We start from the raw sequence: 24,182 nt of genomic DNA on the forward strand, positions 1-24,182 counted from the left end.
CCGAAGAAAAGAGATTGACCATTCTCAATGCGGCGTTCCAGTGCTTCGGCAAGTTTGGTTATGAAAAAGCCTCAATGTCGATTCTGTTATATTACGCATATCGCAGAAAATTAAGTAAGAAAACTGCCAATGACAAAGAGTAAGTTATACCCACGTTATGAAAGGACGTGCTATGAAGGATTCATTGAAAAAAGGATTGATAATAGGTGCTGCCGGTAGTGCGATTTGTGTGCTTTGGCATCATCTTCTAACCAAAAAGATGATGCAGCTCGCCATGGATCGGGTTGCGCCGCAGGACAGAAGCAACGGAAAAATGCGTGTGTCCGGTTCACCTGAAATGATAGAAACCACTGAAATTGTAAAAAAGGCAGCTGGTCAGCTCGAAAAAAGCGGCTGTGACGTGGTGGAAATCACTGCTCACGACGGAATTTCATTGATTGGGCATTGGTGTCCCTGCGAAGAACCGAAAAGAACTATAGTTGCCATGCACGGGTGGCGTTCCTCCTGGTCACATGATTTTGGTCTAATCGCAGATTTCTGGCGCAATAATCATTGTTCTGTACTCTACGCAGAGCAGCGGGGACAAAATAATAGCGGCGGCGACCATATGAGTTTAGGTTTGCTGGAACGCTACGATTGCCTGGCATGGACAAATTGGATAAACGAGAAAACAGGAAAAAGCATTCCCATCTATCTTGCCGGGGTATCCATGGGTGCAACCTCTGTGCTAATGGCGTCCGAACTGGAACTGCCGGATAATGTATTTGGAATCGCAGCGGACAGTGCATTTACTTCGCTCCATGCAATTTGGAAACATGTCTCCGAAAGCAATCTGCATATTCCTTATGCTCTGCATAAAACAGGTGCCGATAGGATGTGCAAAAAGCGCATCCAAATGGATGCTGATGCTGCCTCAACTACAGAAGCGTTGAAGCACTGCCAAATTCCTGTTCTTTTTGTCCACGGAACAGATGACCACTTTGTTCCAGTTGAAATGACATACGAAAACTATAAAGCCTGTACATCAGAAAAGCGTCTGCTGATTGTTCCGGGCGCTGACCACTGTATGAGCTATCTCGTAGGAAAAAGCACCTACGAGCGCATTGCAAAAGAGTTTTGGGAATTTTGCGAACAGCGGAAAAAGAATCCGTAGATTTGAGTTTGAAGGGGGGGAATCATTATGCGCCAGCGTTGGCTCCGTGTCTTATTCCGTAGAAGGATGTTGACGATACTCCTGCTACTTTTACAGGTATATTTTCTTATATGCCTTGTACTTGGGGGAAGTCAGCTTTCCCGAAATTTCAGTCGCCTACTGACAATCGTCAGTATCATTGCGGTGCTTTATATCGTTTCCCAGAAAGACAAAGGCGCCTACAAAACTGCATGGGCGATCCTGATCCTAACCTTCCCGTTGTTTGGTGGACTGATGTATCTTTTGTCTAATGCACAATCCTCGAAATGGCGCTTTGCAAAAAGTGTCCTCCATACACAACAAAAGGCAAAACCACTCTATGCACTCCCCGGCATTTGCTATGAAAGCGCAACAAAACAACTGCCTGAATATTACCCTCAAATTCATTACTTGCAGGAATACACGGGGTTTCCAATATATGCAGATACAGAAACACATTACCTTACACCGGGTGAACGAAAGCTGGAAACACTTTTGGCGGAACTTGAAAAAGCCGAGAAGTACATATTTCTGGAATATTTCATCGTGCAGGAAGGCGTTATGTGGAACAGCATCTTGGAAGTTTTGAAGCGAAAAACCACGCAAGGCGTAACTGTGCGACTGATTTATGACGATATGGGTTGCTTTCTCACTCTTCCGAAAGACTACGCAAAGCAGCTAAAAAAACACGGTATCCAGTGCGCCGTATTCAATCCCTTCCGACCTGTTCTGACCGTAAAGCAAAATAACAGAGATCACCGAAAAATAGCGGTCATTGATGGAAAGGTGGCTTTTACCGGAGGTATCAATCTGGCAGATGAATACATCAACGCCATTGAGAAACACGGACACTGGAAAGATGCAGCGATCATGCTGAAAGGCAAAGCCGCATGGAGTTTCACACTAATTTTTTTACAGACGTGGGAAATTTGTACCCATACAGACGAGGACTACGAAATCTTCTACCCATGGAAAGAACAAGAGTGCCCTGTTACTGCAAAGGGGTTTGTTCAGCCATACGCTGACAGTCCAATGGATGAAGAAAATGTGGGCGAACACGTTTACCTGCATATCTTAAACAATGCAAAGAAGTACGTGTATATCAACACCCCATATCTGATTGTCGATGATAGTATGCTTTCCGCTTTGCGTCTTGCGGCAAAAAGTGGTGTAGATATACGCATCATCACACCCCACCGCTGGGATAAATGGTGGGTACACATGACCACACGCTCGTATTACCGAGAGCTGATAAAATCAGGCGTTAAAATCTACGAATATACCAATGGTTTCATCCACTCCAAAACCTTTGTGTCCGATGACCGTACTGCAACAGTCGGGACAACAAATTTGGATTTTCGCAGCTTATATCTGCACTATGAATGTGGTGCTCTGCTCTATGAGGCCAAAGCTGTTATGGAAGTCAAGGAGGATTTTCTGCAAACGCTGGAGATATGCCAACAGGTGACAGAAAAGGATTGCAAAACAAATATCGTAGTGCATCTGCTCCAGGATATACTGCGGCTATTTGCACCACTAATGTAAGGAGGGTCTTGAATGTTTGAAGATATTGAAACACACAAAAAATTATCAAAGTGGATTATCGGAACGTTTACAGCCTGCATTTTGATTTATCTTGGCATCCGACATATTAGTCATGTAGCTGATGCCGTGATGTGGTTGAAAGACCTGCTGAACCCACTTTTAATTGGATTGATTTTGGCGTTGTTTCTGAATGTTCCGTTGGGGGTTATTGAAAGACATCTGTTCCCCAAACATCCGACATCTAGGAAAACGAAAATGCGCCGCCCGCTTGCGATCCTGCTTTCATTTATTTTGGTGATAGGGGTCTTTGTCGGTGTTGCTTTTCTTGTTATTCCCGAATTGATCGATGCAGTATCTATTGTCATATCATCCTTGACGAATGGTCTGGATCAACTGGTGGCATTTGAAAGCACGGCTGACTATTCTAAAATCCCATTCGGAGAACAGCTGTCCCAAATTGATATTGATTTTCTTGAACTGAAAGACAATTTGAATGAATGGTTGAATCAATTGGGAACCACCATTATGGACACTGCTGCTTCCGCATTTGGAAGCGTGGTTGCGACGGCAGTCGATTTTGCGATTGGTCTTGTGTTCTCAATTTATATTTTGGCCAATAAGGAGAAATTAAAAAGTCAGATCACCCGAATTGTCCGTGTATGGATTCCAGCATGTTTTGCCGAGCGGGGCATTCATGTGGCAGCTGTCTGTGAAAAAAACTTCAAGCTTTTTGTAGCAGGGCAAACGACTGAGGCAATAATTTTAGGCAGCCTGTGTGCAATCGGTATGTTAATTCTGAGAATACCATATGCGCCGATGATCGGTGCGCTTGTTGGGGTAACAGCACTGATTCCCTATGTCGGTGCCTGGATTGCTACACTTGTGGGTGCATTTTTGATTCTGACAGTCAATCCTTTTAAGGCACTGGTATTCATTATTTTCCTGCTTACTTTGCAACAGATCGAAGGAAATGCAATCTATCCGAAAGTTGTGGGCGCAAAAATCAACCTTCCTGCCATGTGGGTTTTAGCGGCAATCACAATAGGTGGCAATCTGGCTGGACCAATCGGTATGTTGCTTGGCGTACCTGCCGCAGCAGCCACTTACGCTCTTTTGAAAGAAGCAACCGATAAGCGGGAAACGCATCTGAAAACACAAGAAAAAGAGCAGATGGGTAATTCACATAAACAGAATATATCCTAAAAAAATTATCTCAAGATAAAAACTCATAGTAGGGTGTAAGGACTCATGATATAAAAATATCAAGGGTCTTTGCGCCCTATTCGTTTTTTATATTACAAAATCGGCATTATCATACCTTTTAGCGGGCATAATAAGGTTATTCCTCAAAACAAATCGGCACGATACAATGTTATTGAGGTGAATGATTATGCCGATTGACGATTTAACCGCTTTGGGTCAAATAATGCGGGAGGCCCGAAAGAAAAAAGACCTGACACAGCAGGAGCTTTCAGATCTGAGCCATGTTTCTGTAAAACAAATTGCCAACATTGAAAAAGGGCAGATGAACCCTTCCTATTTGATTTTAAGAGCATTGGCCAAGGTTTTGAACATCTCTCTGGACTCTCTAATAAATCCGGATGTTTCTCCAGAAGATGAGGGAGCCAACCAGATGAAAATGCTTTATTCCAGTTGCCCGTCAGAAATGCGTGAAACCCTGCTGCACCATACACAGGAGACCATGCAGGAATTAACAGAACTATCTAAGAAAATTGAAGCGAATTGAGCCAGTGAGTGAAATTTGACGGTTTCCTCTCTGGCTCTTTTCATTTCTGCAAAGAAAGCGGCAAGCGATGCCTGTGGCTATCCAGATAGCCCCACGCGCTTGTTGAGGGAAGTCCCCCAAGCCCCCTTGGAACACAGATTTTCAATCTGTGGCTGCGCGTTCTTGTGAACGCTTTTGACTGCGACCAGCTCACCGCTGGCCGTGGTCTTTTTCTTTCTGTTGCGGCTCGGTCTGCTCCATCGCCAGGACCCGATCCACGTTATTCTTGACCGTCAGCAGCTCCCGCATGGTGGCGCGGGCCTGCCGGTACTCACCGTAAGCCTTTTTCTTGTCCGCCAGTAGCTGGGCGTACTCGGTCTGAAGCTCCTTGATGGTGGGCAGCTTCTTCACGTTCAGCTCGTTGAAGGCTTCCTTGGCGGCCTGGTGCAGCAAGATTTCCTCCTCATGCTCCTGCCGGAATTTCTTTGAATACCCGGCCTTGCGGTAGGCCACATAGGTCTCGCGGGTCTTGGCGTAGTTGACGATGTGGGTGCGCAGCACGGCAATCTCGGCCATGCGCTTCTCAGCGGCCTTGATCTGATCGGACAGCGCATTATAGCGGGCCGTCGCCTCTGCTGTTTTGGTTTCCAAATCGGCATAATCCAGCAGCCCATGTTCGGACAGGTAGTTGAGGGTCTGTGCCATCTGCTTGAGGTTGAACACCTTGGCCCAGCGGGCGTACCCGGCACCTTTTCCGGCCTGGAGTTTTGCCTGGATGTCCACCAGCAGATTGACCTTCGGCGGAGCGGCCTGCGGGACGGCTTGCTTGCGGGGCATATGTTCTTTCTGGCCGGAGAGGACCGCCAACAGATCGTCCAGCGTGTAGCCGTCCCCCAGCCGGTCAAAGCGGACATTGTTGCCCCAGCCCTCCGCGCCGATGGAGATGTTTTTTCCGCGCCGGTGAACGGTGAAGCCGTCCTGTTCCAACAGGCGCAGCAGCTCCTCCAGGCTGGCCGGTTTCTGCGCCAGTGCCCGGTCAATGGCCTGACGCAGCTGCTCCTTGTGGGAGGGCTTCGCCGCGTCACCCAGCCACTTGTTGTAGCTCTGGCCGCGCCGCTTGGGAGCCTCCACAATGGAGTAACCGTTCTCAACGCAGATGGTATCGCTCAGACGGTGGACGGCGCGGGTGCTGCCCCAAAAGTTGCGGAACTTGCGGTCACACTCCAGCGTGGTGGAGTTCCATATAATATGGTTGTGGACGTGAGCCTTGTCAATGTGGGTGCAGACGATGAAAGCGTGCTTGTCCTTGGTAAATCGCCGGGCCAGCTCTACGCCCAACCGGTTGGCTTCCTCCGGCGTGATCTCGCCCGGCACAAAGGACTGCCGCAGGTGGTAGGCAATCACATCGTCCGCACCGCGCACCCGGCCGGTGCGGGCGGCGTAGGTCTGCTTGTCCAGCAGGAACTGCGCATCGGCCACGCGGCTGTCACACTGGTAGCTGGTGATGAGCCTGCCGTGGTCGGTCTTTTCTGGATTTTTTACATAACCAATGATATCGCTGATCGCCTTGCCGACCGTGCGGCCCTTGCCGGTGTGCAGCGGTATAATGCGGGTGGTGGCCATGTGGGGTCCGCCTCCTTTCCAAAAAATAAGCGGCCTGCTTATCACAGACCGCATCGGTTTACTCTATATCAGTTTCCTCGTCCATATAAAAATCGAAATCTTCCTCAAAGTCATCTTCCAATTCATCCAGTTCTATCCTGGGCGGGAACCGCATTTCATATTGTTCCGTCGCCAAGGTCCGCACGGCATCCCGCCGGTCTTTCATCCGTTTCTTCAACCACGAAAGCTGTTCTTTGGATAATCGCCAGGGAAGGTTGACCAGCCGGGTAAGTGCCATTTCTTCCGCCTGCTTTTCTGGCGGGAGGGCGGCGCAGGTTTTACAAATGTGCGCGGCGTGACCCTTGCCGGAAAACTTTTCGTTTGCCTTATACTCGCCACAGACCTTGCAGTAGTGTCCACGCTTTTTCATGCCGTGCCCTCGCAACGAGCGAACAGCTGACGGACCGCAGCCATGACCGTATTCCAGCCAAGGTCGGACGCATAGGAAAACTTTTTCTGATAGGCCACCCACAGGTCCTGCATGACCGGGCTGGCCTCCACTTCATCAAAGACTTCGGCGGCCTCGGCCAGATGGCGCTCGGTGCCGCGCTTGTGGGCTGTCGCCAGAAGCGCGTCATGGAGAACGTGCGGGTCCAGAGTGCTGCCATAGAGTTGTTGCAGGATGGCGATGTCGTAAAAATCTCTCATACGGGTGTTGGTCGTGGTCCGGGTGATGATGGTTTCCAGCTTTTCGGCCAGCACGGTCTCCAGGTTATAGGCCCAAACGTCGATGGAACGGTCCTCCAGCATGAGCTTGAAGCTGTACCGCACCTCTTTAGGGGTGATGGCGTCGCCGGTAGAAATGTCGATTTTCAGCGGGGTGCGCACCCCGTCAAAGAGCGTTGTCATCGTCACCCGAATGCCGGGATATTCCGCTTCATCCATGATTTCCGAAATGCTTTTCACCTGGAAGGTAACGCCGTCGTCAATGGGAACGGCGATGATCTCGGCCATCATGTTCTCCACATCCTCCACGCTGACGTTGGCCCCCTTGACCGTTGCGTCCAGGTCCATCGTGGAGCGGGCGTCCAGACCGACCATCGCGGCCACCAGCATACCACCCTTGAGGATGAACTTGTCCCGGTATGAGGAAAGAGAAATACGTTCAAGAAAACGCTCCATCATATAGTTGCGCATCAAAATCTGCGCATCCGCAGCATTTTTCTTTGACAGGTTGCGGATCAAATCTTTCAGCTGTCTGGCTGTCTTTATCATAACAGTACCTCCAAATACTGGCGTAAAATCTTCTCGACCCGGAACAGTTTGGCATAGCGCACCAGCGTCCGCAGGTCCTTGTCTTTCCGGCGGGCATACGCTTTCAAAGCGTCCTGGAATGTCTGCATCTCGATGTGGCTCCGGCTGCGCAGCACATCGCAGATCGTCCGTTCCATATCATAGACCAGCACATCGTGGCCGAAGGGGGTCTGTGCGGTTGACAGGCCGACCTCATACAGCTCCGCCTTGATGGTAAAGACCTGAACGCCCTCACTTTTAAGCCGGGTGGGGTTGTAGCCCGTCTTGACCGTAATGGAATAGGCCAGCGGCTCCCGGTCGGTCAGGTCGTGGAAAAACAGCGCCGTTTCATGGGAAAAAACTGCCTGCGGACAGCGAAGATGCAGCAGATACATGGCGTCCACCCAGGCGTCTTTGGAAAGATAAATCCCATGCGCCGCCTGTTCCAGTCCACGAGACTGCACGAATTGATAAAAAACAGGTTTTGAGATCCCGGCCGCGAGGGCCTGCCCGGTGCGCAGCATCCCGTCCTGGCGTTCCATCAGCTGGTCTAACTGTTGAAATTGGCTCATGTTCTTCACCTTCCTTTCATGCTAATATTATACGCGAAATTAGCACGAAAGTAAAGTTAAAAATTGCCGGGACTTCACTCCCGGCAATTCTTCATTTCCTATTCAGCCGTACACCGCATCCTGGATCGCAAACCGCAGGTCCTGCACCTTGCTCACCAGCCAGGCGGCAGCCATCGGAAGGCCCACCGGGCTGACCAGGAAAGCGATCACCAACAGGATCACGCCGTTTTGCGGCGAGTAGGTTACCAGCACCGCGATCCCCAGCAGCGCCACCACCGTGGAGGCCAGGCCGAAGATGAAGCTGGACACATACAGCAGTCCAAAGCATACCCAGGTGAACAGCATCAGCGCCAGCACCACCGGCACGGCAAGGATTTTCAGCCCCAATTTCAAAATAAACAGCACCGCTCTCATTTCAGCGCCTCCTTCCGCCAGTCCAGGTAGGGCTGGCACAGCTTCTCCACGGCTTTTTCGTCGGCTTCTGTAACCTCCCGGCGGCCTTTCGTCCGGCGGAGCAATTCATAGTCCTGGTAATCCGTGAGCAGCAGGTCAAACAGTTCCTCCGGGGTCCGGCAGAGGATGCCATCCACGCAGTAGCGGGAATCCTTGTTCCAGGTCAATCGGACATAGCCGCGTTTGCATGAGAGGACTTCTTCCTCCGGGTCACACAGCAGATACTCTTGAAACAACTCCAAGATATTTTCAAATGTCAACATCAGCCTTCACCTCCGTTTCTGACTCCATTATCGCCTGCGGCCCGCAAAAGTGCAACGATACGGGCAAAGAAAAAAAAGGGAGGCCTGGCGCAGCCGCACGCACACGCCGGACCTCCCTCAAAGCCGGGGCGTATGCCCCTATCACGACAGCTTTGCCAGCTGGGTCAATACCTGATGCACCCCATCCCACAAAGCCTCCTGCCGCCGGGATATATCCTCCAGGTCGGCGTCGTAAATGCGCCCGGTCTCATGCACACGGCGGGTCAGCTGGTTCAAGTTATTGCTGGAATAGCGCATCAGGGACACCAACTCCTTCAGCTCCGGCAGTTCCAGGCGCACCACATAGCCGTCCAGGGCCATCTTGCGCAGATAGGCTTCCCGGTTCTTTGTCCCCAGCTGGACCATCTTCTGCTCGATTAACGCCAATTCCTCCGGCGAGACCCGGAAGTTCAGCTGCACCTTCCGTTTGCGCTTGGGGGCGCTCACCGCTCCGGCTCCTTTTCCTTACGAACGGGCGCTTTCTTTTCAGCGGAACGCGGCTCCTGCTTCAGTTGGCGGCGGACCGAAGGGCGGCGCTGGCGCAGCTCTTTGGAACGGTCCTCGCTGGCCAGGATGGTGACATAGATGCCGGGCAGGTCCTTCATGCCGGTGATCGCCAGACTGCGGAACGGCAGCAGCGCCATCAGCCGGTCATGAGCCTGGGTGCCTGCGCGGGCCAGAAAGTCCGGCGAAACGCGGGCCATGTAGTGGGTGCCGTGGGGGCTGTTGGGCGTATCCGGCGCACGAAGCTCCTGCAACAGCCGGGCGGCCTCGACGTGAATCTCCTCTGGTGTCAGCGGCTGGAGCCGCAGATAATCCTGCCGCGCCTGGCTCAAGAACAGATCAACCAGGCCGGGGTGACCATCCACCACAAAGTCCAGGTTGCGGTCTCCGCCGAAGCCGTCCGGGTTGGGCGGGATGTCCACCGTTTTGGCCCACGCTTTGTTGGCCGGGCTGAACCGTCCATCCCATTCCATCTGCTGCACGGTGTTTGCCAGCACATAGAGGGTGCGGGTGTAGCCGAACTGCTCGATCACCTGGGGCACCGCGTCTCTGTCCAGCCGGTTGTCCCGGTAATGTTCCGAAATGGACGCCTCGATGGCCTCCTTGCAGGCGATGTTGGCGCGGCGGGACGCCCGGTACAAATCCAGGTCGCCCTGTTCGCGGGCATAGGCGGCGTCGTGGCGGTAGAGCGGCAGTTCCCGCTGGGCGTCCAGCGCCGCATCGGCCCGCTGCTCGATGCTGTCCCGCACCACATCCATGTAGGAAGTCTCCCGGTCAGAAAACTCCTTGTAGACATCGGCCAGCGGGGACGACGACGCCAGCAGCGCGGCGGCCCGGCTTTGGGGCAGATCCAGCTCCTCCATCGCCATCAGGATGTCCTCCCGGACCGTGTACTCATAGGTATGCTTTAGAATTTCCTCCGGGGGCTGGCTTTTCAGCCAGTCCCGGAACTTGTCCTGTTCGGCGGCCATCTTCTCATAGAGGGCCGTGTTTTTGTCGGTATTCATGTTATCGCACCTCCTGTTCGTGGTGTTTGGGTTTCTTTTCGGGGCAGCGCGGCGGCACCGGGCGTTTCAGACCCTCCAGCACCGAGGGGCGGCTGCTCTTGGCAAGCACCGCCTCCGGCGCAGGGCGGCCCCGGCCGTCCATGTTCAGCAGTACATCCAGCTCGGCCAGCCGGGCGGATTTGTCCCGCAGCTCCTGCTCCTGTGGGAAGGGCTTACCCACCTCTGCCTTGGCGGCGGCCTGCTGCTGGTAGAGGTTGTCCAGCTGGTTCTTCACCGCTTCCAGCCGCTGGGGCATCTGACTGAGCGCATTGTCGATACGGGTTAGATTTCCACGGGGGTCTGTGCCCAGCGTCGCCCGGTGGGTCATCTGGCCTTTCAGCAGGAGCATATACTCCTGCCGGAAAGCGTCAAACGACACCGACATAGTGAAGCCCCGGTAACTGCCCACCGGCACCGGGTCGGCCCCTTTGACCTCCTTGCAGGCGTCCAGCAGCGCCGCACCGGCGTTCTCCTTGTCGGTGAGGGTGTCGCCACGGACTTCCATCCCGGCAAAGCCGTCCTCCGGGTGAGGATGAGCGGCCAGGGTCGCCATATCCGCTTCCAGCCCGGCGATAAAGCCCTTGTTTTTCTCGATCTCCTCCGGGAAGGTTTTGAGCAGCTGGTCCTCCAGGCGGTACTGCTTGCTCTGGTGGTCGGCCTTCATCAGCTTTAACCGCGCCACGTCCACATCCAGGTCCATGCGTTCCTTGATGCGCGGGTCCCCGGCGCACAGCGCCTTGATCTCGGCAAAGGACAGCGCCGTTTCGTCCACATCGTCGCAGCTTCGCACCGGCGATTTGGAGGTCATGATCTGGCTGATGAATTTCTGTTTGTTTTCCACCGTCTGCCAGAGGTAGGCGTCGAAAGTCCCCTCGGTGACATAGCGGTACACATGGACGGTTTCGTTCTGGTTGCCCTGGCGCTCGATGCGTCCCTTTCGCTGGGCCAGGTCGCCGGGCCGCCACGGGCAGTCCAGGTCATGCAGCGCCACCAGGCGGTCCTGCACGTTGGTGCCCGCGCCCATTTTGGCCGTGCTGCCCAGCAGGACGCGCACCTGGCCGGTGCGGACCTTGGAGAACAGCTCCTTTTTGCGCACCTCGGTGTTGGCCTCATGGATAAAGGCAATCTGCTCGGCGGGTACGCCCTGGGCGATGAGCTTCTGCCGGATGTCCTCATACACGGTAAAGGCCGGTTCCGGCTCATCCAGCGGCACCGCGTCCTCCAAAGCGTGGAGGGTCGGGTTGTCCAGCGCCTTGGCCACCTTTTTGGCGGGCCGGGCTTGGGGCGTGGAAATGTCGCAGAACACCAGCTGGGTCAGCTTGTCAGCCTCGCCATCCCGCCAGATCTGCATGATGTTGTTCACGCACTGATTGACCTTGGTGCCCGGCTCATCCGGCAGCAGCTGGTTGATGATCCGCTGGTCCAGCCCCAGCTTGCGCCCGTCGCTGGTGATCTTGAGCATATTGTCCTGGGACGGGTCCACCGTACCGCTGTGTACCAGGGAAGCGCGTTCCGAAAGCGCCTTCACCATTTCCTGCTGCTGCTCGGTGGGCTGAGCCACGATGTTGTGGTACTCCACCTGGGGCGTGGGCAGGTGCAGCTGGTCGGCGGTTTTGATGTCCGCGATTTCTTTGAACAAGTTCATCAGCTCCGGCAGGTTGAAAAACTTGGAGAAGCGGGTCCGCGCCCGGTAGCCGGTGCCCTCCGGGGCCAGCTCCAGCGCCGTCACGGTCTCGCCAAACCGGGACGCCCAGCAGTCAAAGTGGGCCATGCCCAGCTCTTGCAGGCGGTCATACTGGAGATACCGCTGCATGGTGTAAAGCTCGGTCATGGAGTTGCTGACAGGCGTGCCGGTGGCAAAGATGACGCCCCGGCTACCGGTGATTTCGTCCATGTAGCGGCACTTGGCGAACATATCCGAGGATTTCTGCGCGTCCGTCGTAGAGAGGCCCGCCACGTTGCGCATCTTCGTATATAAGAACAGGTTTTTGTAGTTGTGGGCCTCGTCCACGAACAGCCGGTCTACGCCCAGCTGTTCAAAGGTCACCACATCGTCCTTGCGGCCCTCGGCTTGCAGCTTTTCCAACCGCGCCTCCAAAGACTTTTTCGTGCGTTCCAGCTGCTTGACGGTGAACCGTTCCCCGCCGCTGGCCTCTACCTCGGCGATACCCTCGGTGATTTCCCAAATCTGCTCATGCAGCAGCCGCTCCTGGCGTTCCTTGCTGATGGGGATTTTCTCGAACTGGGAGTGACCCATGATAATGGCGTCGTAGTCGCCGGTGGCGATGCGGGCGCAGAACTTCTTGCGGTTGTGCTTCTCGAAGTCCTTTTTGGTTGTAACAAGAATGTTGGCGGACGGGTACAGACGCAGGAACTCCGAAGCCCACTGCTCGGTCAGGTGGTTGGGCACCACAAAGAGGGATTTTTGGCACAGGCCCAGGCGCTTGGCCTCCATCGCAGCCCCCACCATTTCAAAGGTCTTACCCGCGCCCACCTCATGGGCCAACAGCGTGTTACCGCCGTACAGCACATGGGCGATGGCGTTTTTCTGGTGTTCCCGCAGGGTGATGGCCGGGTTTATACCGCCAAAGACGATATGGCTGCCGTCATATTCGCGGGGGCGAGTGGCGTTCATTTCCTCATTGTACTGGCGCACCAGCGCCTGCCGCCGCTCCGGGTCGCGCCAAATCCAGTCGCGGAAAGCATCCCGGATGGCCTGCTGCTTTTGCGCGGCCAGGGTGGTTTCCTTGGCGTTCAGCACCCGGCGCTCCTTGCCGTCCGCGTCCTCCACGGTGTCGTAGATACGCACGTCCCGCAGATTGAGGGAATCTTCGAGGATTTTATAGGCGTTGGCGCGGCCGGTCCCATAGGTCGAGTAGGCGGCCACGTTGTTTTGCCCCACGACATTTTTGCCGGAGATCTGCCACTCCGCCGTAAAGGGGGTGTAGTGGACTTCAATGCTGCGCTGGAGGTAAAAAGGCGTGTCGAAGGTCTCGTACATAAATTGCTGGATATACTCCTTGTCGATCCACGTTGCCCCCAGCCGCACCTCGATCTCGGAAGCGTCCAGGTCTTTGGGCTGGGCGGCAGTCAGGGCCTCCACGTTGACCGCAAAGGCCGAGTCCTGCTCCGCCGCCCGCTGGGCCTGGCGCAGCTTCCGGCGCACGTTGCCGGACAGGTACTCGTCCGCCGTGACGTATTGGGGCCGCTCGCCCTCCGACACCGGGCCGGGCAGGCGGAAAATCACGCCCCGCAGTTCGGCGGCCAGTTCCTCGCCGGTTTTGCCGGTGAGCTGTTCCATGTAGGCCATGTCCACGCAGGCTTTTTCAGAAATGGAGACTGCCAGGGCCTCGGAGGCCGTGTCCACGGTGGTGACGGCCTCATGGGGCTTAATCGTGCGCTTGGTGAACATATCTGCCTTGCGCTCCAACCGGCCATCCTCGTCCAGTACTTCCAGCGCGCAGAGCAGGTAATAGCTGCTGTCATCGGCAAAGGCCAGCCGATTCGCCCGGTCATTGATAAGACCGTACTTGGCAGAGAAATCGTCATAGCGGCGGTTCAGTTCGGCCATCTGCGCCCGGATGTCGGCATCTGGCGCGGCGGCGTCCATCTCCAGGTCGATGAGCCGTTGCACACAATCCCGCAGCCCCACCAGCCCTTTGACGCGGGCCTCGGCGGTGGCGTTCAGGTCAGGGCGCACCATGCGGCTGTTTTCCCGGAAGTACACCGCGCCGTCCACCACCGTGTAGGAGTAATTTTTCACATTGGGGTCAGCCGGGAGGGATTCGTCGATGTCCTCGCCCTCGCCCAGCTCCGGCAGCGCGGCCTCCTGATAGGTGCCGCGAATATACTTCACGGCATCGTGCAGCTGGTCGGCCAGGTCCAGCCCCTCGATGGGAACCACGGTGTAGTCCTGTTTGCCGTATTGGGTGCTTTCGGCGGTAGGGCGGCCCAGCACCATCTCCGGGTGATCCAGAAAATATTGGTTGACCGTGAAGCCTTCCTCGGTCCGGCCGGTTTGGGTCCAGTCCGGGGCGATGTCCAGCGGACGGTCCCGCTTTTGCAGAAACAGGATGTCGGACACCACATCGGTCCCGGCGTTGGCGCGAAAGGCATTGTTGGGCAGGCGGATCGCCCCCAGTAGCTCGGCCCGCTGGGCTAAATACCGGCGCACGGTGGAATCCTTGGCGTCCATTGTATAGCGGCTGGTGACGAAAGCCACCACGCCGCCCGGCCGCACTTGGTCCAGCGCCTTGGCAAAGAAGTAGTTGTGAATGTTGAAGCCCAGCTTGTTGTAGGCTTTGTCGTTCACCTGATACTGGCCGAAAGGGACGTTGCCGATGGCAAGGTCATAGAAGTCCCGCCGGTCAGTGGTCTCGAAGCCCGCTACGGTGATGTCGGCTTTGGGATAAAGCTGTTTGGCAATCCGGCCGCTGATGGAATCCAGTTCCACGCCGTACAGACGGCTCCCGGCCATGCTCTCCGGCAGCATCCCGAAGAAGTTGCCCACGCCCATCGACGGCTCCAAAATGTTGCCGGTACGGAAGCCCATCTGCTCCACAGCCTCATAAACGGCGCGGATAACGGTGGGGCTGGTGTAGTGGGCATTGAGGGTGGAGGCCCTGGCCGCTTCGTATTCCTCCGGGGTCAGCAGCTCCTTCAGCTCCGCATACTCGGCGGCCCACGCGGGTTTGTCCGGGTCAAAGGCATCCGCCACGCCGCCCCAGCCCACATAGCGGGACAGCACTTCCTGCTGTGCCGGCGTAGCCTGCCCGGTGGTTTCCTCCAGGTATTTCAGCAGCTTGATCGCCGCCACATTGGCCTGGTACTTGGCCTTGGGGCCGCCCTCGCCCAGATGATCGTCGGTGATGCGGAAGTTTTCGGCGTTGCGGCGCAGGTTGTCCCGGTACTCCTGATAGGCCGCCTGTTCGGCTGCCCTCTGGTTGGGGAAAGTCTGCCACTCGCCGTTGACCGGGATAGAAACCGGGTGGTCCGGCTTTTCCTCCGGCTCCGTGTCCGGCGTCGGTTCGGGCGGCGTGGGTTCCGGCCGGTCAACGTGCAGCCGTTCCACCACCACGTCATAGGGAAGTCCGTTTTTGTCGCCGGGGTAGACGGCCACCGTCTCGGAGTGGAACGCCGGTGCCTCAGCAGCTTCTTCAATGGGCTTGGCGGTTTCGGCAGGTTCTTCCACGGCGGCAGGGGCTTCCATATACGGTTCATCCTGCTCCTGCACAAAGCCGTCCAGCTGGCGGGCATATAGCCCGCGCAGCAGCGGTGCAACCTCATCCCAGCGGAAGAACAGCATGGCCAGTCGCTTCTCGTCCGCGTCCAGCACTTCCAGCTCGATGCCTTCGGGTATGGTTCGGTAGTCGGCGGTATCGCCGGTCTCCAGCTCCATCGTCTCGATGATGTCAGGATAGGCCCGGCTCAGCCACAGGGCGACCTCCCGGTTGCTCTTGCCGGTGCGCAGCAGTTCGGAAAGCTCCGCCTTGTTCGGCGCGCCGATCAGGCCGTGGGCCAGCACGTCCCGCAGGTCCTGGTCCGCCGTGTCAGGGTTGACGGGCAGGAACTCGGTGTAGAAGTCGTTGCGGTTGTCTGCCCGCAAAAGCTGCTCGAACCGCTCCCGGCTCTCGACCCGGTAGATGGGATAGCTCATGCCGGTGGGCAGCAGCTGCACCGTATCCTCCCGCAGTTCGGTAATTTGATGGGCGCGGTCATCCAGATAGACGGTATTGCCCACATTGTAAACCGGGGCGGACGGATCGTAGGCGGTGCGCTCCGGGATGGTGCCCCGGATGGCGGCATATTCCTCGTCCGACACCGTGATGTCGATCTCATGGGTGGGTTCGCCGCTGCCAATGGTGAGGGTGTCGCCCTCGCGGGTGACGGGCTGGCCGGATAAGTCCGGCACAGGCGGCTTTGCCGCTGCCTCGGCCTGTTCCTCGGTTGCGACGGCCTCCACATCCCGCATGACCTGCCGGATGAATGGATCACTGTCCAGCTTTTCCGGGTCCACCACCTGGCCGTTCACGATGCCGCGCTCGGCCAGGGCCTCCCGGATGGCGATGGAGTCGATGTTGTCAAATCGGTCCTGCTCCGCCTCGGTGTAGAACCGATCTTCCTTGATGAGCTGGACGATCCGGCGCTGCACCTTGGGCCAGGGCACGTCGCCCGCCGCGCCGTCCACCGTCACAGGCAGGGCCGGGAGATCATCGCCGTACTCCTGCCGCAGCCAGGCGGCGGTATCCTTTTCACGGGCATGGTCCTTCATGTAGCGGACAACCGCGTGCTTACTTTCAATATTGCCGTTCCATTCCTGGATGGCGGCGTCGATCTCCGCCTGGGTCAGCGCCCGGCGCACAGGTTCCGCCTGCGCAGCGGGTTTGGGCATAGAAAAAGCAGAGGGCGTTTTCACACTCTCTGCTTCGTCGATTTTATGGATTTGTTCCGCTTCGGAGAGGAACAGGTTTAAGGTCAGCTGTTGATAAGTTCCGCCAGCAGGATCTCCTCCGCCTGGGCCTTGCAGGTGTTCATCAGGCCCACCCACTGCATGGGGTCGCTGGCTTTCAGCTGCTCCGTCGCGCCCGCTGCCTCCGCCAGCCGGGGCATCATCTGCTCCAGACGGCTGTTCGCGGTCTCGTCGATCTCCCGAAGGTGCGGGTACAGCTTCTCGCTCATCAGCAGCTGGTTGTAGAGGATGGGCCGGTGTTCCTTCAGGTACGCTTTGCGCATCCTGCCGTACTTGCCCAGGGGCTTCTCCGGCTGTTCGGACAGCTTCAGGTCGGGGATCAGGTAATCGCCGTTCCTCGTGTAAGTCAGGTTGTTTTCCATGTGTGGCACTCCTTTCCGCGCCCTTGGCGCGCTCATAGTTCTGGATGGTGACGCCGATCTGCCGCAGTACCTGCTGGTTTATCTGGCTGACCGCCGTGCCCAGCGCCCCCACGGTGGCGGGGGTGTTGAAGTCGAAGATCGCCATGAAATCCTCATGGCTGAAATACTGCTCCGGCTCCAGCCCACAGCGGGACATCAGGGCATAGGTGATGCTGACAGCGGCGGTGGATTTGAACTGGACTTCGATGTTGTACTCATCGTACTCTTCCAAAAAGGAACCGTCAACGATAGGGAGAATATCCCGCCGGTGGTCGGCCCAGTATTCCTCCGCCAGCTTGGCGGCCACATCGGCCAGCTGCTGGGCCAGGTCGCCGCCGCTCACATCATAGTTGCGTTCCAGCATCGCCATGACCGGCGCGGTGTGTTCCTCGTTCATCGTCCACAGCCAGGGGGTGCGGGAGTGTTCACGGGTGCCGGTGTCGGAAATGTCGAATACATACCGCAGTCGGGGCCGGTCCCCGGAATCATCCACCAGGGCGATGCCCTTGGACCCGCGCCGCACATACCGGCCCATGCGGTTGTTCCACAGGTCGTACTCGGCGCAGGCGGTAGCGTCCGGGCGCTGGGCGTAGATCATCAGCTGTTCATGGAACGGATATTTGTAGAGGCGGGCGGCGGTGGTGAGAAAGCCCGCCCACTCCTGCCAGCTGCCGGTGAGCTGCCGCGCCACCTGGTCGGCCATCTGCGCGTATTGTTCTGCTTTGGTTGGCATGGGATTCTGTCCTCCTTCCTGGTCTTATATAAAAGCAGGGCGGCACGGTGGCCGCCCTGCGGGTCAAAACAGTGTGTTATTCATCAAAATCCGGGTACAGCTCCAGCTCGTCAAACTCGGCGTCGGTCATGGCGCGCAGCTTGGCGAGGGTACTGTCGGTCAGGGCCAGCAGCTCGTCCTCGTCCGCCTGCAAGTGGCCGCGCATCTCGGTCAGGGCCTCGATGGCCCCCTGGCGGGTGCCGGGGTTGTAGATGCACAGCAGGTTGGTTTCCTCAAAAGTCAAAGCGTTCATATCAGATCTCCCTTTCCGCGCTCTTTTTGGGCGCTGTCTTTTTATGTTCGGGTTTGGGCTGGCTTTTCAGCTGCTCCACAACGGACTTCCGTTTTTCCGGCAACTCCCGTTGGGGCGGCTGCCGCTGGCCGTTGTTGAGAATGCCGTCGATCATGCCGTAGTCATCCTCCACGGCCATTTCCGCATTTTTCAGCGGGTTGTCCGGCAGGAAGCCGGGAACCTCGGCAAAGCCGAAGCTGTCGCAGTAGTGACAGGATACCTTGCCGTCCCGCTTGATGGCAACGATGTCGCTGACGCTCATGGACGGGTGACGGTAGTCGGCGGGGTGTTCATTGTTGAAGCGGTAAAAAAGCTGTTCGGCAGTATCGCCCTTCAAATCGGAGGGCAGCAGCGGCGCGGTGTAGACTAGATCGTAGTTGTCCCGCTGCGCCGTCTGCCCGATGGACTTGAGCCATTCCAGCCCCTCATAGCGGATGTCCCGCAACTCGTCGGTGTGCTTCACCTGATAAATAGCGAAGCAGTCGCCCTTGTGATCGAGGAACGCCTGCTCCCGTTCCTGCTGGTGGTCCATGCGCTCCTTGACCTGAGCATCGAAAGCCGGGCTTTCCTCCCATTCCTCGCGGGTGACGGCGAAGATCCCGTCGTAGGCGTCCAGGTCGGTGGTATCAAAAGCCATCGCCGGATTCTCACCCTGCTGGACGATATAAACGGTCAGGTCGCGCTCCATCAGCTCATAGGCCCGCTCTTTGGAGAGGGGCAGAAGGTCCCCGTCCAGATAGCCGCTCTTTTCCAAATCGTCCTGGGTCAGCGTGGGGTCCGGCATGGGGTACTCGTCCAGGTGCTGCTCCGGGGCGTCCGGCAGCATGGTAGTTTCCGGGGCGGCGGCCTGGGCCGCTGCCTGCATCTGCTGGACAGCCGCCTCCTGCAAAGTTTCGATCATGGACAGCGGCGCATACTGAATGGATTGGCCGCCCATGTCGTGCATCTCGCAGATTTTCAGCGCGGCGGTGGACAGGGGCAGCTCCGGGGCGTCCAGCTGGCCGCCGTCCAATGCCCGCATTGTGCCCTTGTCGTAGATAGTGTAGTCATAACCGCCGTCACAGGGCTGGACGTGGAGGTACAGCCGTCCGTCCAACTCATAGAGCTTTTCCGCCTGCGCCTGGGCCTTGACCTGCTCAGCCGTCATACTGCCATCTTGAAGGGCGTTGTGCAGTTTTACACACTCGTCATAGGTTCCCGCATAAAGTACCTCTCCGGGGATAAGGGATAAATCATCCGCAACGGTATATTCCTGGATATAGGTACTGTCTGCCGGTGAGGTACGCTCAAAATTGCTGTGGAGCTTGTAAGCATGGCGGGCGGGAGCCTGCATGGGGACCTCCGCCTCCGATGCGGCTTCCTGCTGCGGCACTGTCTGTTCCGACTGGGCGGCCAGGTCAATACCGCGCTCCTTGCAGATAACCTTATAGTGCCGGTCAATGTCCGCGATCAGTTCCCCGGCCGCCTTGTTGATGGTCTCCAGACTGGCCCGCAGCTCCGGTAGCTCCTTACCCTGGCTCCAGTTGGCGATGTAGCCGAAGCTGTTCTCGCCGGTCTGGATACCGTAATACTGGCAGACGGCATAGGAAATGCTCTCGGCCTCCACCTCCTCGGTGTTGCGGTCTTTCTTCTTGGGCGGCTCCTTATCACCGGCCCTGGCCGCTTCCTCCTGGGCCTTGGCGTAGTTGTGCAGCTTGCTGTGGGCGATCTCATGGACGGCGGCGGAAACGGTCTGCACCTCGCTCATGCCTGCCCGGATGGCGATGCGCTGCTGGTCCGGCGAGAAATACCCGTCCATGTTGGCGGCCATCGGCTCCACGGAGAGCGGCACCGGCGCGGACCGGCGCAGGGCCTCCATGAAAGCCTCGTAGTTCTGGACATTCCCGGACAGGGAGGACGCCAGCTCCGGCAGGGGCTTGCCGTCCGTCTGGCTCACATCAAACACCTTCACCGGGCGGAACATGGGGATCTCAACTTCCCGTTCCTCCATGACCGCCTTGCCCTCTGCATCCAGGATGGGGGCTTTGGTGTCCGGGTCCAACTTCTGTTCCTCGATCTTTTTCTTGAACGGCGTTGGCGCGATGATGGTAATACCATGCTCACCCTTTTTCACATGGCGCTCAAACTGATTTTTCCACTTGTTATATCCGGCTACCAGCGTGGCGTCCGGCTTCTGCATATAGATGAGCATGGTGTTGTTGACGGAATAGCGGTGGAACCGGGACATCACAGACAGGTAGCGCATATACTTTTCGCTCTCGAACAGCTCCTTGATGCCCTGTTCAATGCCCGCCGTGATTTGCTGCAACCGTTCCCGGTTGGTGGGTTTGTCAGCCATGATGTTCACTCTCCCTTCTATGGCCGAAATTTCAGCGGTGTGTTCTGCGATCCACTGGTCCTGTTCCTCGGTGCTGCTGTCGAGAAAGGTGTCCAGCAGATAGCCCATGTAGTCTTTTTTTTGGACGGCCTCCAAAAAGCGCGGGTGCGGGTCCTCGTCCGCCGTCTTGGGGGAATAGTCGGCCTCCCATTTTCGGAGCAAGTGATAGTAGTCCGTCAGGACGCGCCAGCCGTGTTCTCGTTTTTCTTTCCGCACCTGCGCCTCGGTTTTCTGCCGGACATAACTTCGCCGGATCGGGGCCTTGCTGTCATAAGAAAGGCCAAAATCCTGGGCCAGCTTTTCAGCGGCCCCCTTGGGGGACAGGTCATAGAGCCGGGCGGTGAAGTCGATCACATCGCCGTCTGCGCCGCAGCCAAAACAGTGGAAACGGGTGTCCACCTTCATGCTGGGGTGGCGGTCATCGTGGAAGGGGCAGCAGGCCATACCGCCGCGCCCCACTGCGATGCCGTAAAGCTCCGCCGCCTCTCTGGCGGTGACGGACTGTTTTACGACTTCAAAGACGCTCTCGCCCATGCTTACTTGCCGCCCGCTTTCGTGACGGGTGGTTTGTACCCGGCGGCCTTGGCCCGTTCGCTGGCGGCCTTGCGGCGCTCGGCGCTGTACGGCTCCCGCACCGATACGCAGCGTTTGGGCACCGTAAAGGTCTGACGGTCCTTTTTCACGATCTGGTCCGGGTATTTTTCCGCCAGCCGCCGCAGCTTTTCCAGCAGGCGCGGGTCGTGGGAATAGACCTCGGCGGTGGCCTCGGCCTGGTTGTAGAGGATAATCGTTTCCTGTTCATACAAACTCAGTTTCATTTGCCGCCGCCTTTCTGCCGGTCAAATTCCAGCTTGAAGTTGACGTACTGGCCGGTATCTTCCAGCACCACGGTGGCGTCGTAGGTCTTGCCGCTTTTCTCGGAGTACAGCCCGGTCACATGGGCGCGGCCATCTTTCAGCAGCGCCGCCACAATGGCCTTGGTGGGTTGTTTGCGCTTCGCTGCCCACCAGTTGTTGTTCTTCCAGATCGCAAATTTGCAAGATTGGTCCTGACAGAAGAAGCCTTTTTGCATTTCTGCAATTTCACCGCCGCAGCGGGGGCATTTGCCCACCACCTCGCGGGGCGGGGCAAACAGGTACTCGCTGCCCTTGATGACCTGATAAGTTCCCACCAGCTCCTTCAGCATGGCGGTGATCTCAGCCATGAAGTCCTCCGGGGCCAGCTCGCCGCGCTCGATCTCGCCCAGCCGGTACTCCCACTCAGCGGTCAGCAGCGGGGATTGCAGTTGCTCCGGCAGGACGGTAATCAGGGAAATGGCATCGTGGGACGGCAAAAGCTGCACGGTTTTCTTGCTCTTTTTGCGTTCCAGGAAGCCGGTGGACACCAATTTCTCTAAAATTCCGGCGCGGGTGGCGGGGGTGCCCAGCCCCTTGCGCTCGGCGTCCTCCGGCATATCGTCTTTTCCGGCAGTCTCCATCGCAGAGAGTAAGGTATCCTCAGTGAAGTGCTTGGGCGGGGTGGTCTTGCCCTCCTTGACGGCGGCACCGGCAACCGGCAGCGCCTGGCCCTCGGTTAGTTCCGGCAGGGCCTTGTCCTCGGAATTGCCGTCCGGTTCCACATTTTTCATGCTGGCCCGGTAGGCGGCGTCCAGCGCCCGCCAGCCGGGCTGCTTCACCGTGCGGCCTTTGGCGGTAAACTCCGCACCAGCGCAGTCCACAACAACGGCGGTTTCTGCAAAGTTATAGGGCGGGGCCACCGCGCACAGCAGCCGCAGCGCCACCAGCTCCAGAATGGCCCGTTCACCCACCGGCAGAGCGGACAGATCCGCCTCGCGGATGTTCCGGGTGGGGATCACCGCATGGTGGTCGGTCACTTTCTTGTCGTGGATGACCGCCGCCGCATCGCAGGAAATGGCGATGCCTTTGCGAAACGGCATGGCGTTGGCGACCAAATTCACCAGCACCGGCAGGCCCTCGGCCATGTCGGAGGTCAGGTAGCGGCTGTCCGTCCGGGGATAGGTGCAGAGCTTCTTTTCATAGAGGTTTTGCAGGTAGTCCAGTGTCTGCTGCGCCGTGAACCCCAGCAGGCGGTTGGCGTCCCGCTGGAGAGTGGTGAGGTCATAGAGGGCGGGCGGCTTCTCGGATTTGTCCCTGCGCTCCACCTGCTTGACCGTCACCGTACCGCCCTGGCAGGCAGTTTTCAGCTGTTCGGCATCGGCTTTTTTGTCCATGCGGGCGCTGGCAGCGGTAAAACCGGGCAGGTCCAGAGCCACAGAATAGAACGGCACCGGCTTGAAGGCGTCGATCTCTGCCTCCCGCTGGACGATGAGGGCCAGCGTCGGGGACATGACCCGCCCGATATTGAGGGTGCGGTGGTACAGCACCGAGAACAGTCGGGTGGCGTTGATACCCACCAGCCAGTCGGCCTTGGCCCGGCAGAGGGCCGCCTGGTGCAGCCCGTCATAGTCCGCGCCGGGGCGCAGGTTGGCAAAGCCCTCCCGGATGGCGGAATCCTCCATGCTGGAAATCCACAGCCGTTTCATGGGCTTCTGGCAGCCCGCCAGGCAGTAGACCGTGCGGAAAATCAGCTCGCCCTCGCGCCCGGCGTCGCAGGCGTTGACTACCTCGGTCACGTCCTCCCGCCGCAGCAGGGTGCGCAGCACATCGAACTGATCCCGCTTGTCTTTGGCGATGGTGAAGCGCCAGGACTCCGGCAAAATGGGCAGGTCATCATAGCGCCACTTGGCGTAGTCGGGGTTGTAGGTGGCGGCGTCCGCCAGCCCGGCCAGGTGCCCCAGGCACCAGCTCACCAGCCAGCCGCCGCCCTCCAGGTAGCCGTCTTTGCGGGTAGCAGCGCCCAGCACGGCGGCCAGGGATTTTGCCACAGAGGGCTTCTCAGCGATCACCAATCGCATCTTCCTCTACCTCCATTTCTTCGTTGGATTTTTTCAGTTTTCTGGAAACGCTGTTGCCATCGTCCAGAAGGCAGTCATAACCGACGTTGTAATCATAGCGGTACAGCTTTCCCAGCAGGTCGTTGATGATGACACGGCAGGCCAGCAGCACCCGCGTCTTATCCACCTGCATGAGCTGGTAACGGCGGTAATCGCTGAAATATTCCTCGCGCAGATGTGTCCGGGCGGCGGTTTCCTCCATCAGAATGTCGATCACGTCCTTGTCGCCGTCCTCTTTCGCGCCCTCGGCATAGTTCAGCATCTCCATCACCATCGGGAAGCTCTGCTCATCCTTCGGGGCTTCCTCTTTGAGATAGCCGATCAAGGCGCAGAACAGGAACCGGGCCGCTGTCTGCTCCGGCTCGGTCAGAGCGGAAAGGGTTTCCTGCCCGCTGGGCAGAAGTTTGTTGCAGACAAAATCGTGGACCTCGCCGCGGAACAAGTGGCGGATGGCGTCGATGGACAGCGCCGGTTTGGAGGTGTCTGTATCGTCCTCCACTTTGTAGATTTCAAATTCTTCTTCGTCTGTCTTTTTGCGCACCTTGGCGAGCGCCGTGCAAACGATGTCGCCGCCAAAGTAGACGCCGAAGCAGATCAGGTCGAACACAATGAGAAATTGGATAAAATAATTCATTTTGCTTTTCTCCTTTCGCGCAGCCACGCAGTCAGTTCTTTGTGGCAGAAGCCCACGCAGGGCTGGCCGG

18 protein-coding genes are annotated in these 24,182 nt (G+C 57.4%); 4 read left to right on the forward strand and 14 right to left on the reverse strand.

Going from position 1 to position 24,182, the window contains the following annotated elements:
- The first annotated feature begins 172 nt into the window (after positions 1 to 172).
- The 4 genes from WMO64_RS12515 (at position 173) to WMO64_RS12530 (ending at position 4,463) form a co-directional block, all read left to right on the forward strand.
- Positions 173 to 1,153 carry an alpha/beta hydrolase gene (locus WMO64_RS12515; protein ID WP_002587440.1) on the forward strand — a complete coding sequence of 327 codons (981 nt, stop codon included), beginning with the start codon at positions 173 to 175 and terminating at the stop codon, positions 1,151 to 1,153.
- A gap of 27 nt (positions 1,154 to 1,180) precedes the next feature.
- Complete coding sequence (cls, locus tag WMO64_RS12520) at positions 1,181 to 2,716, forward strand: cardiolipin synthase (protein ID WP_002587439.1); 1,536 nt, start codon at positions 1,181 to 1,183, stop codon at positions 2,714 to 2,716.
- Between the two features lie 12 nt (positions 2,717 to 2,728).
- A complete protein-coding gene (locus tag WMO64_RS12525; protein ID WP_002587438.1) occupies positions 2,729 to 3,919 on the forward strand; it encodes an AI-2E family transporter in 1,191 nt (396 codons plus the stop codon).
- 187 nt (positions 3,920 to 4,106) lie between these two features.
- On the forward strand, positions 4,107 to 4,463 hold the full coding sequence (locus WMO64_RS12530; protein WP_016147209.1) for a helix-turn-helix domain-containing protein: 357 nt from the start codon (positions 4,107 to 4,109) through the stop codon (positions 4,461 to 4,463).
- Positions 4,464 to 4,652: 189 nt separating this feature from the next.
- On the opposite strand, the gene WMO64_RS12535 is transcribed toward WMO64_RS12530, so the two are convergent.
- The 14 genes from WMO64_RS12535 to WMO64_RS12605 form a co-directional block, all read right to left on the reverse strand.
- A complete protein-coding gene (locus tag WMO64_RS12535) occupies positions 4,653 to 6,065 on the reverse strand; it encodes a relaxase/mobilization nuclease domain-containing protein (RefSeq protein ID WP_002576328.1) in 1,413 nt (470 codons plus the stop codon).
- A gap of 58 nt (positions 6,066 to 6,123) precedes the next feature.
- Positions 6,124 to 6,474, reverse strand: coding sequence for a hypothetical protein (locus WMO64_RS12540; RefSeq protein ID WP_002576329.1), 351 nt, complete (start codon positions 6,472 to 6,474; stop codon positions 6,124 to 6,126).
- Complete coding sequence (locus WMO64_RS12545; RefSeq protein ID WP_349232195.1) at positions 6,471 to 7,319, reverse strand: nucleotidyl transferase AbiEii/AbiGii toxin family protein; 849 nt, start codon at positions 7,317 to 7,319, stop codon at positions 6,471 to 6,473. The genes WMO64_RS12540 and WMO64_RS12545 overlap by 4 nt, the downstream gene beginning before the upstream one ends.
- Positions 7,316 to 7,909, reverse strand: coding sequence for a type IV toxin-antitoxin system AbiEi family antitoxin domain-containing protein (locus tag WMO64_RS12550; RefSeq protein ID WP_349232196.1), 594 nt, complete (start codon positions 7,907 to 7,909; stop codon positions 7,316 to 7,318). Before WMO64_RS12550 ends, WMO64_RS12545 begins: the two co-directional genes overlap by 4 nt.
- Positions 7,910 to 8,011: 102 nt before the next feature.
- Positions 8,012 to 8,323: a CD1845 family protein gene (locus WMO64_RS12555; protein ID WP_349232197.1), complete on the reverse strand. Its 312-nt coding sequence runs from the start codon at positions 8,321 to 8,323 to the stop codon at positions 8,012 to 8,014.
- Positions 8,320 to 8,625 carry a hypothetical protein gene (locus WMO64_RS12560; RefSeq protein WP_349232198.1) on the reverse strand — a complete coding sequence of 102 codons (306 nt, stop codon included), beginning with the start codon at positions 8,623 to 8,625 and terminating at the stop codon, positions 8,320 to 8,322. The genes WMO64_RS12555 and WMO64_RS12560 overlap by 4 nt, the downstream gene beginning before the upstream one ends.
- 141 nt (positions 8,626 to 8,766) lie before the next feature.
- Positions 8,767 to 9,111 (reverse strand): plasmid mobilization protein, encoded by a 345-nt coding sequence (locus WMO64_RS12565; protein WP_349232199.1) that lies wholly within the window; start codon positions 9,109 to 9,111, stop codon positions 8,767 to 8,769.
- A complete protein-coding gene (locus WMO64_RS12570; RefSeq protein WP_349232200.1) occupies positions 9,108 to 10,175 on the reverse strand; it encodes a DUF3849 domain-containing protein in 1,068 nt (355 codons plus the stop codon). Before WMO64_RS12570 ends, WMO64_RS12565 begins: the two co-directional genes overlap by 4 nt.
- Position 10,176: 1 nt before the next feature.
- A complete protein-coding gene (locus WMO64_RS12575; protein WP_435412069.1) occupies positions 10,177 to 17,817 on the reverse strand; it encodes a helicase-like domain-containing protein in 7,641 nt (2,546 codons plus the stop codon).
- 76 nt (positions 17,818 to 17,893) lie between these two features.
- Entirely contained in the window at positions 17,894 to 18,109 is a 216-nt protein-coding gene (locus WMO64_RS12585) for a transposon-transfer assisting family protein (RefSeq protein WP_002576339.1), read from the reverse strand.
- A 1-nt stretch (position 18,110) separates the two neighbouring features.
- Positions 18,111 to 21,059, reverse strand: a complete 2,949-nt coding sequence (locus WMO64_RS12590) for an LPD16 domain-containing protein (protein ID WP_002576340.1) — start codon at positions 21,057 to 21,059, stop codon at positions 18,111 to 18,113.
- A gap of 2 nt (positions 21,060 to 21,061) precedes the next feature.
- Positions 21,062 to 21,343, reverse strand: a complete 282-nt coding sequence (locus tag WMO64_RS12595; protein ID WP_002576341.1) for a hypothetical protein — start codon at positions 21,341 to 21,343, stop codon at positions 21,062 to 21,064.
- The gene (locus tag WMO64_RS12600) at positions 21,340 to 23,439 is read right to left on the reverse strand and encodes a type IA DNA topoisomerase (RefSeq protein ID WP_002576342.1); all 2,100 of its coding nucleotides are present in this window, start codon (positions 23,437 to 23,439) and stop codon (positions 21,340 to 21,342) included. Before WMO64_RS12600 ends, WMO64_RS12595 begins: the two co-directional genes overlap by 4 nt.
- Positions 23,420 to 24,112 (reverse strand): hypothetical protein, encoded by a 693-nt coding sequence (locus tag WMO64_RS12605; RefSeq protein WP_002576343.1) that lies wholly within the window; start codon positions 24,110 to 24,112, stop codon positions 23,420 to 23,422. The genes WMO64_RS12600 and WMO64_RS12605 overlap by 20 nt, the downstream gene beginning before the upstream one ends.
- Positions 24,113 to 24,182 lie beyond the last annotated feature (70 nt).

This window comes from Pseudoflavonifractor intestinihominis (assembly GCF_040096055.1).
Classification (GTDB): domain Bacteria; phylum Bacillota; class Clostridia; order Oscillospirales; family Oscillospiraceae; genus Pseudoflavonifractor; species Pseudoflavonifractor intestinihominis.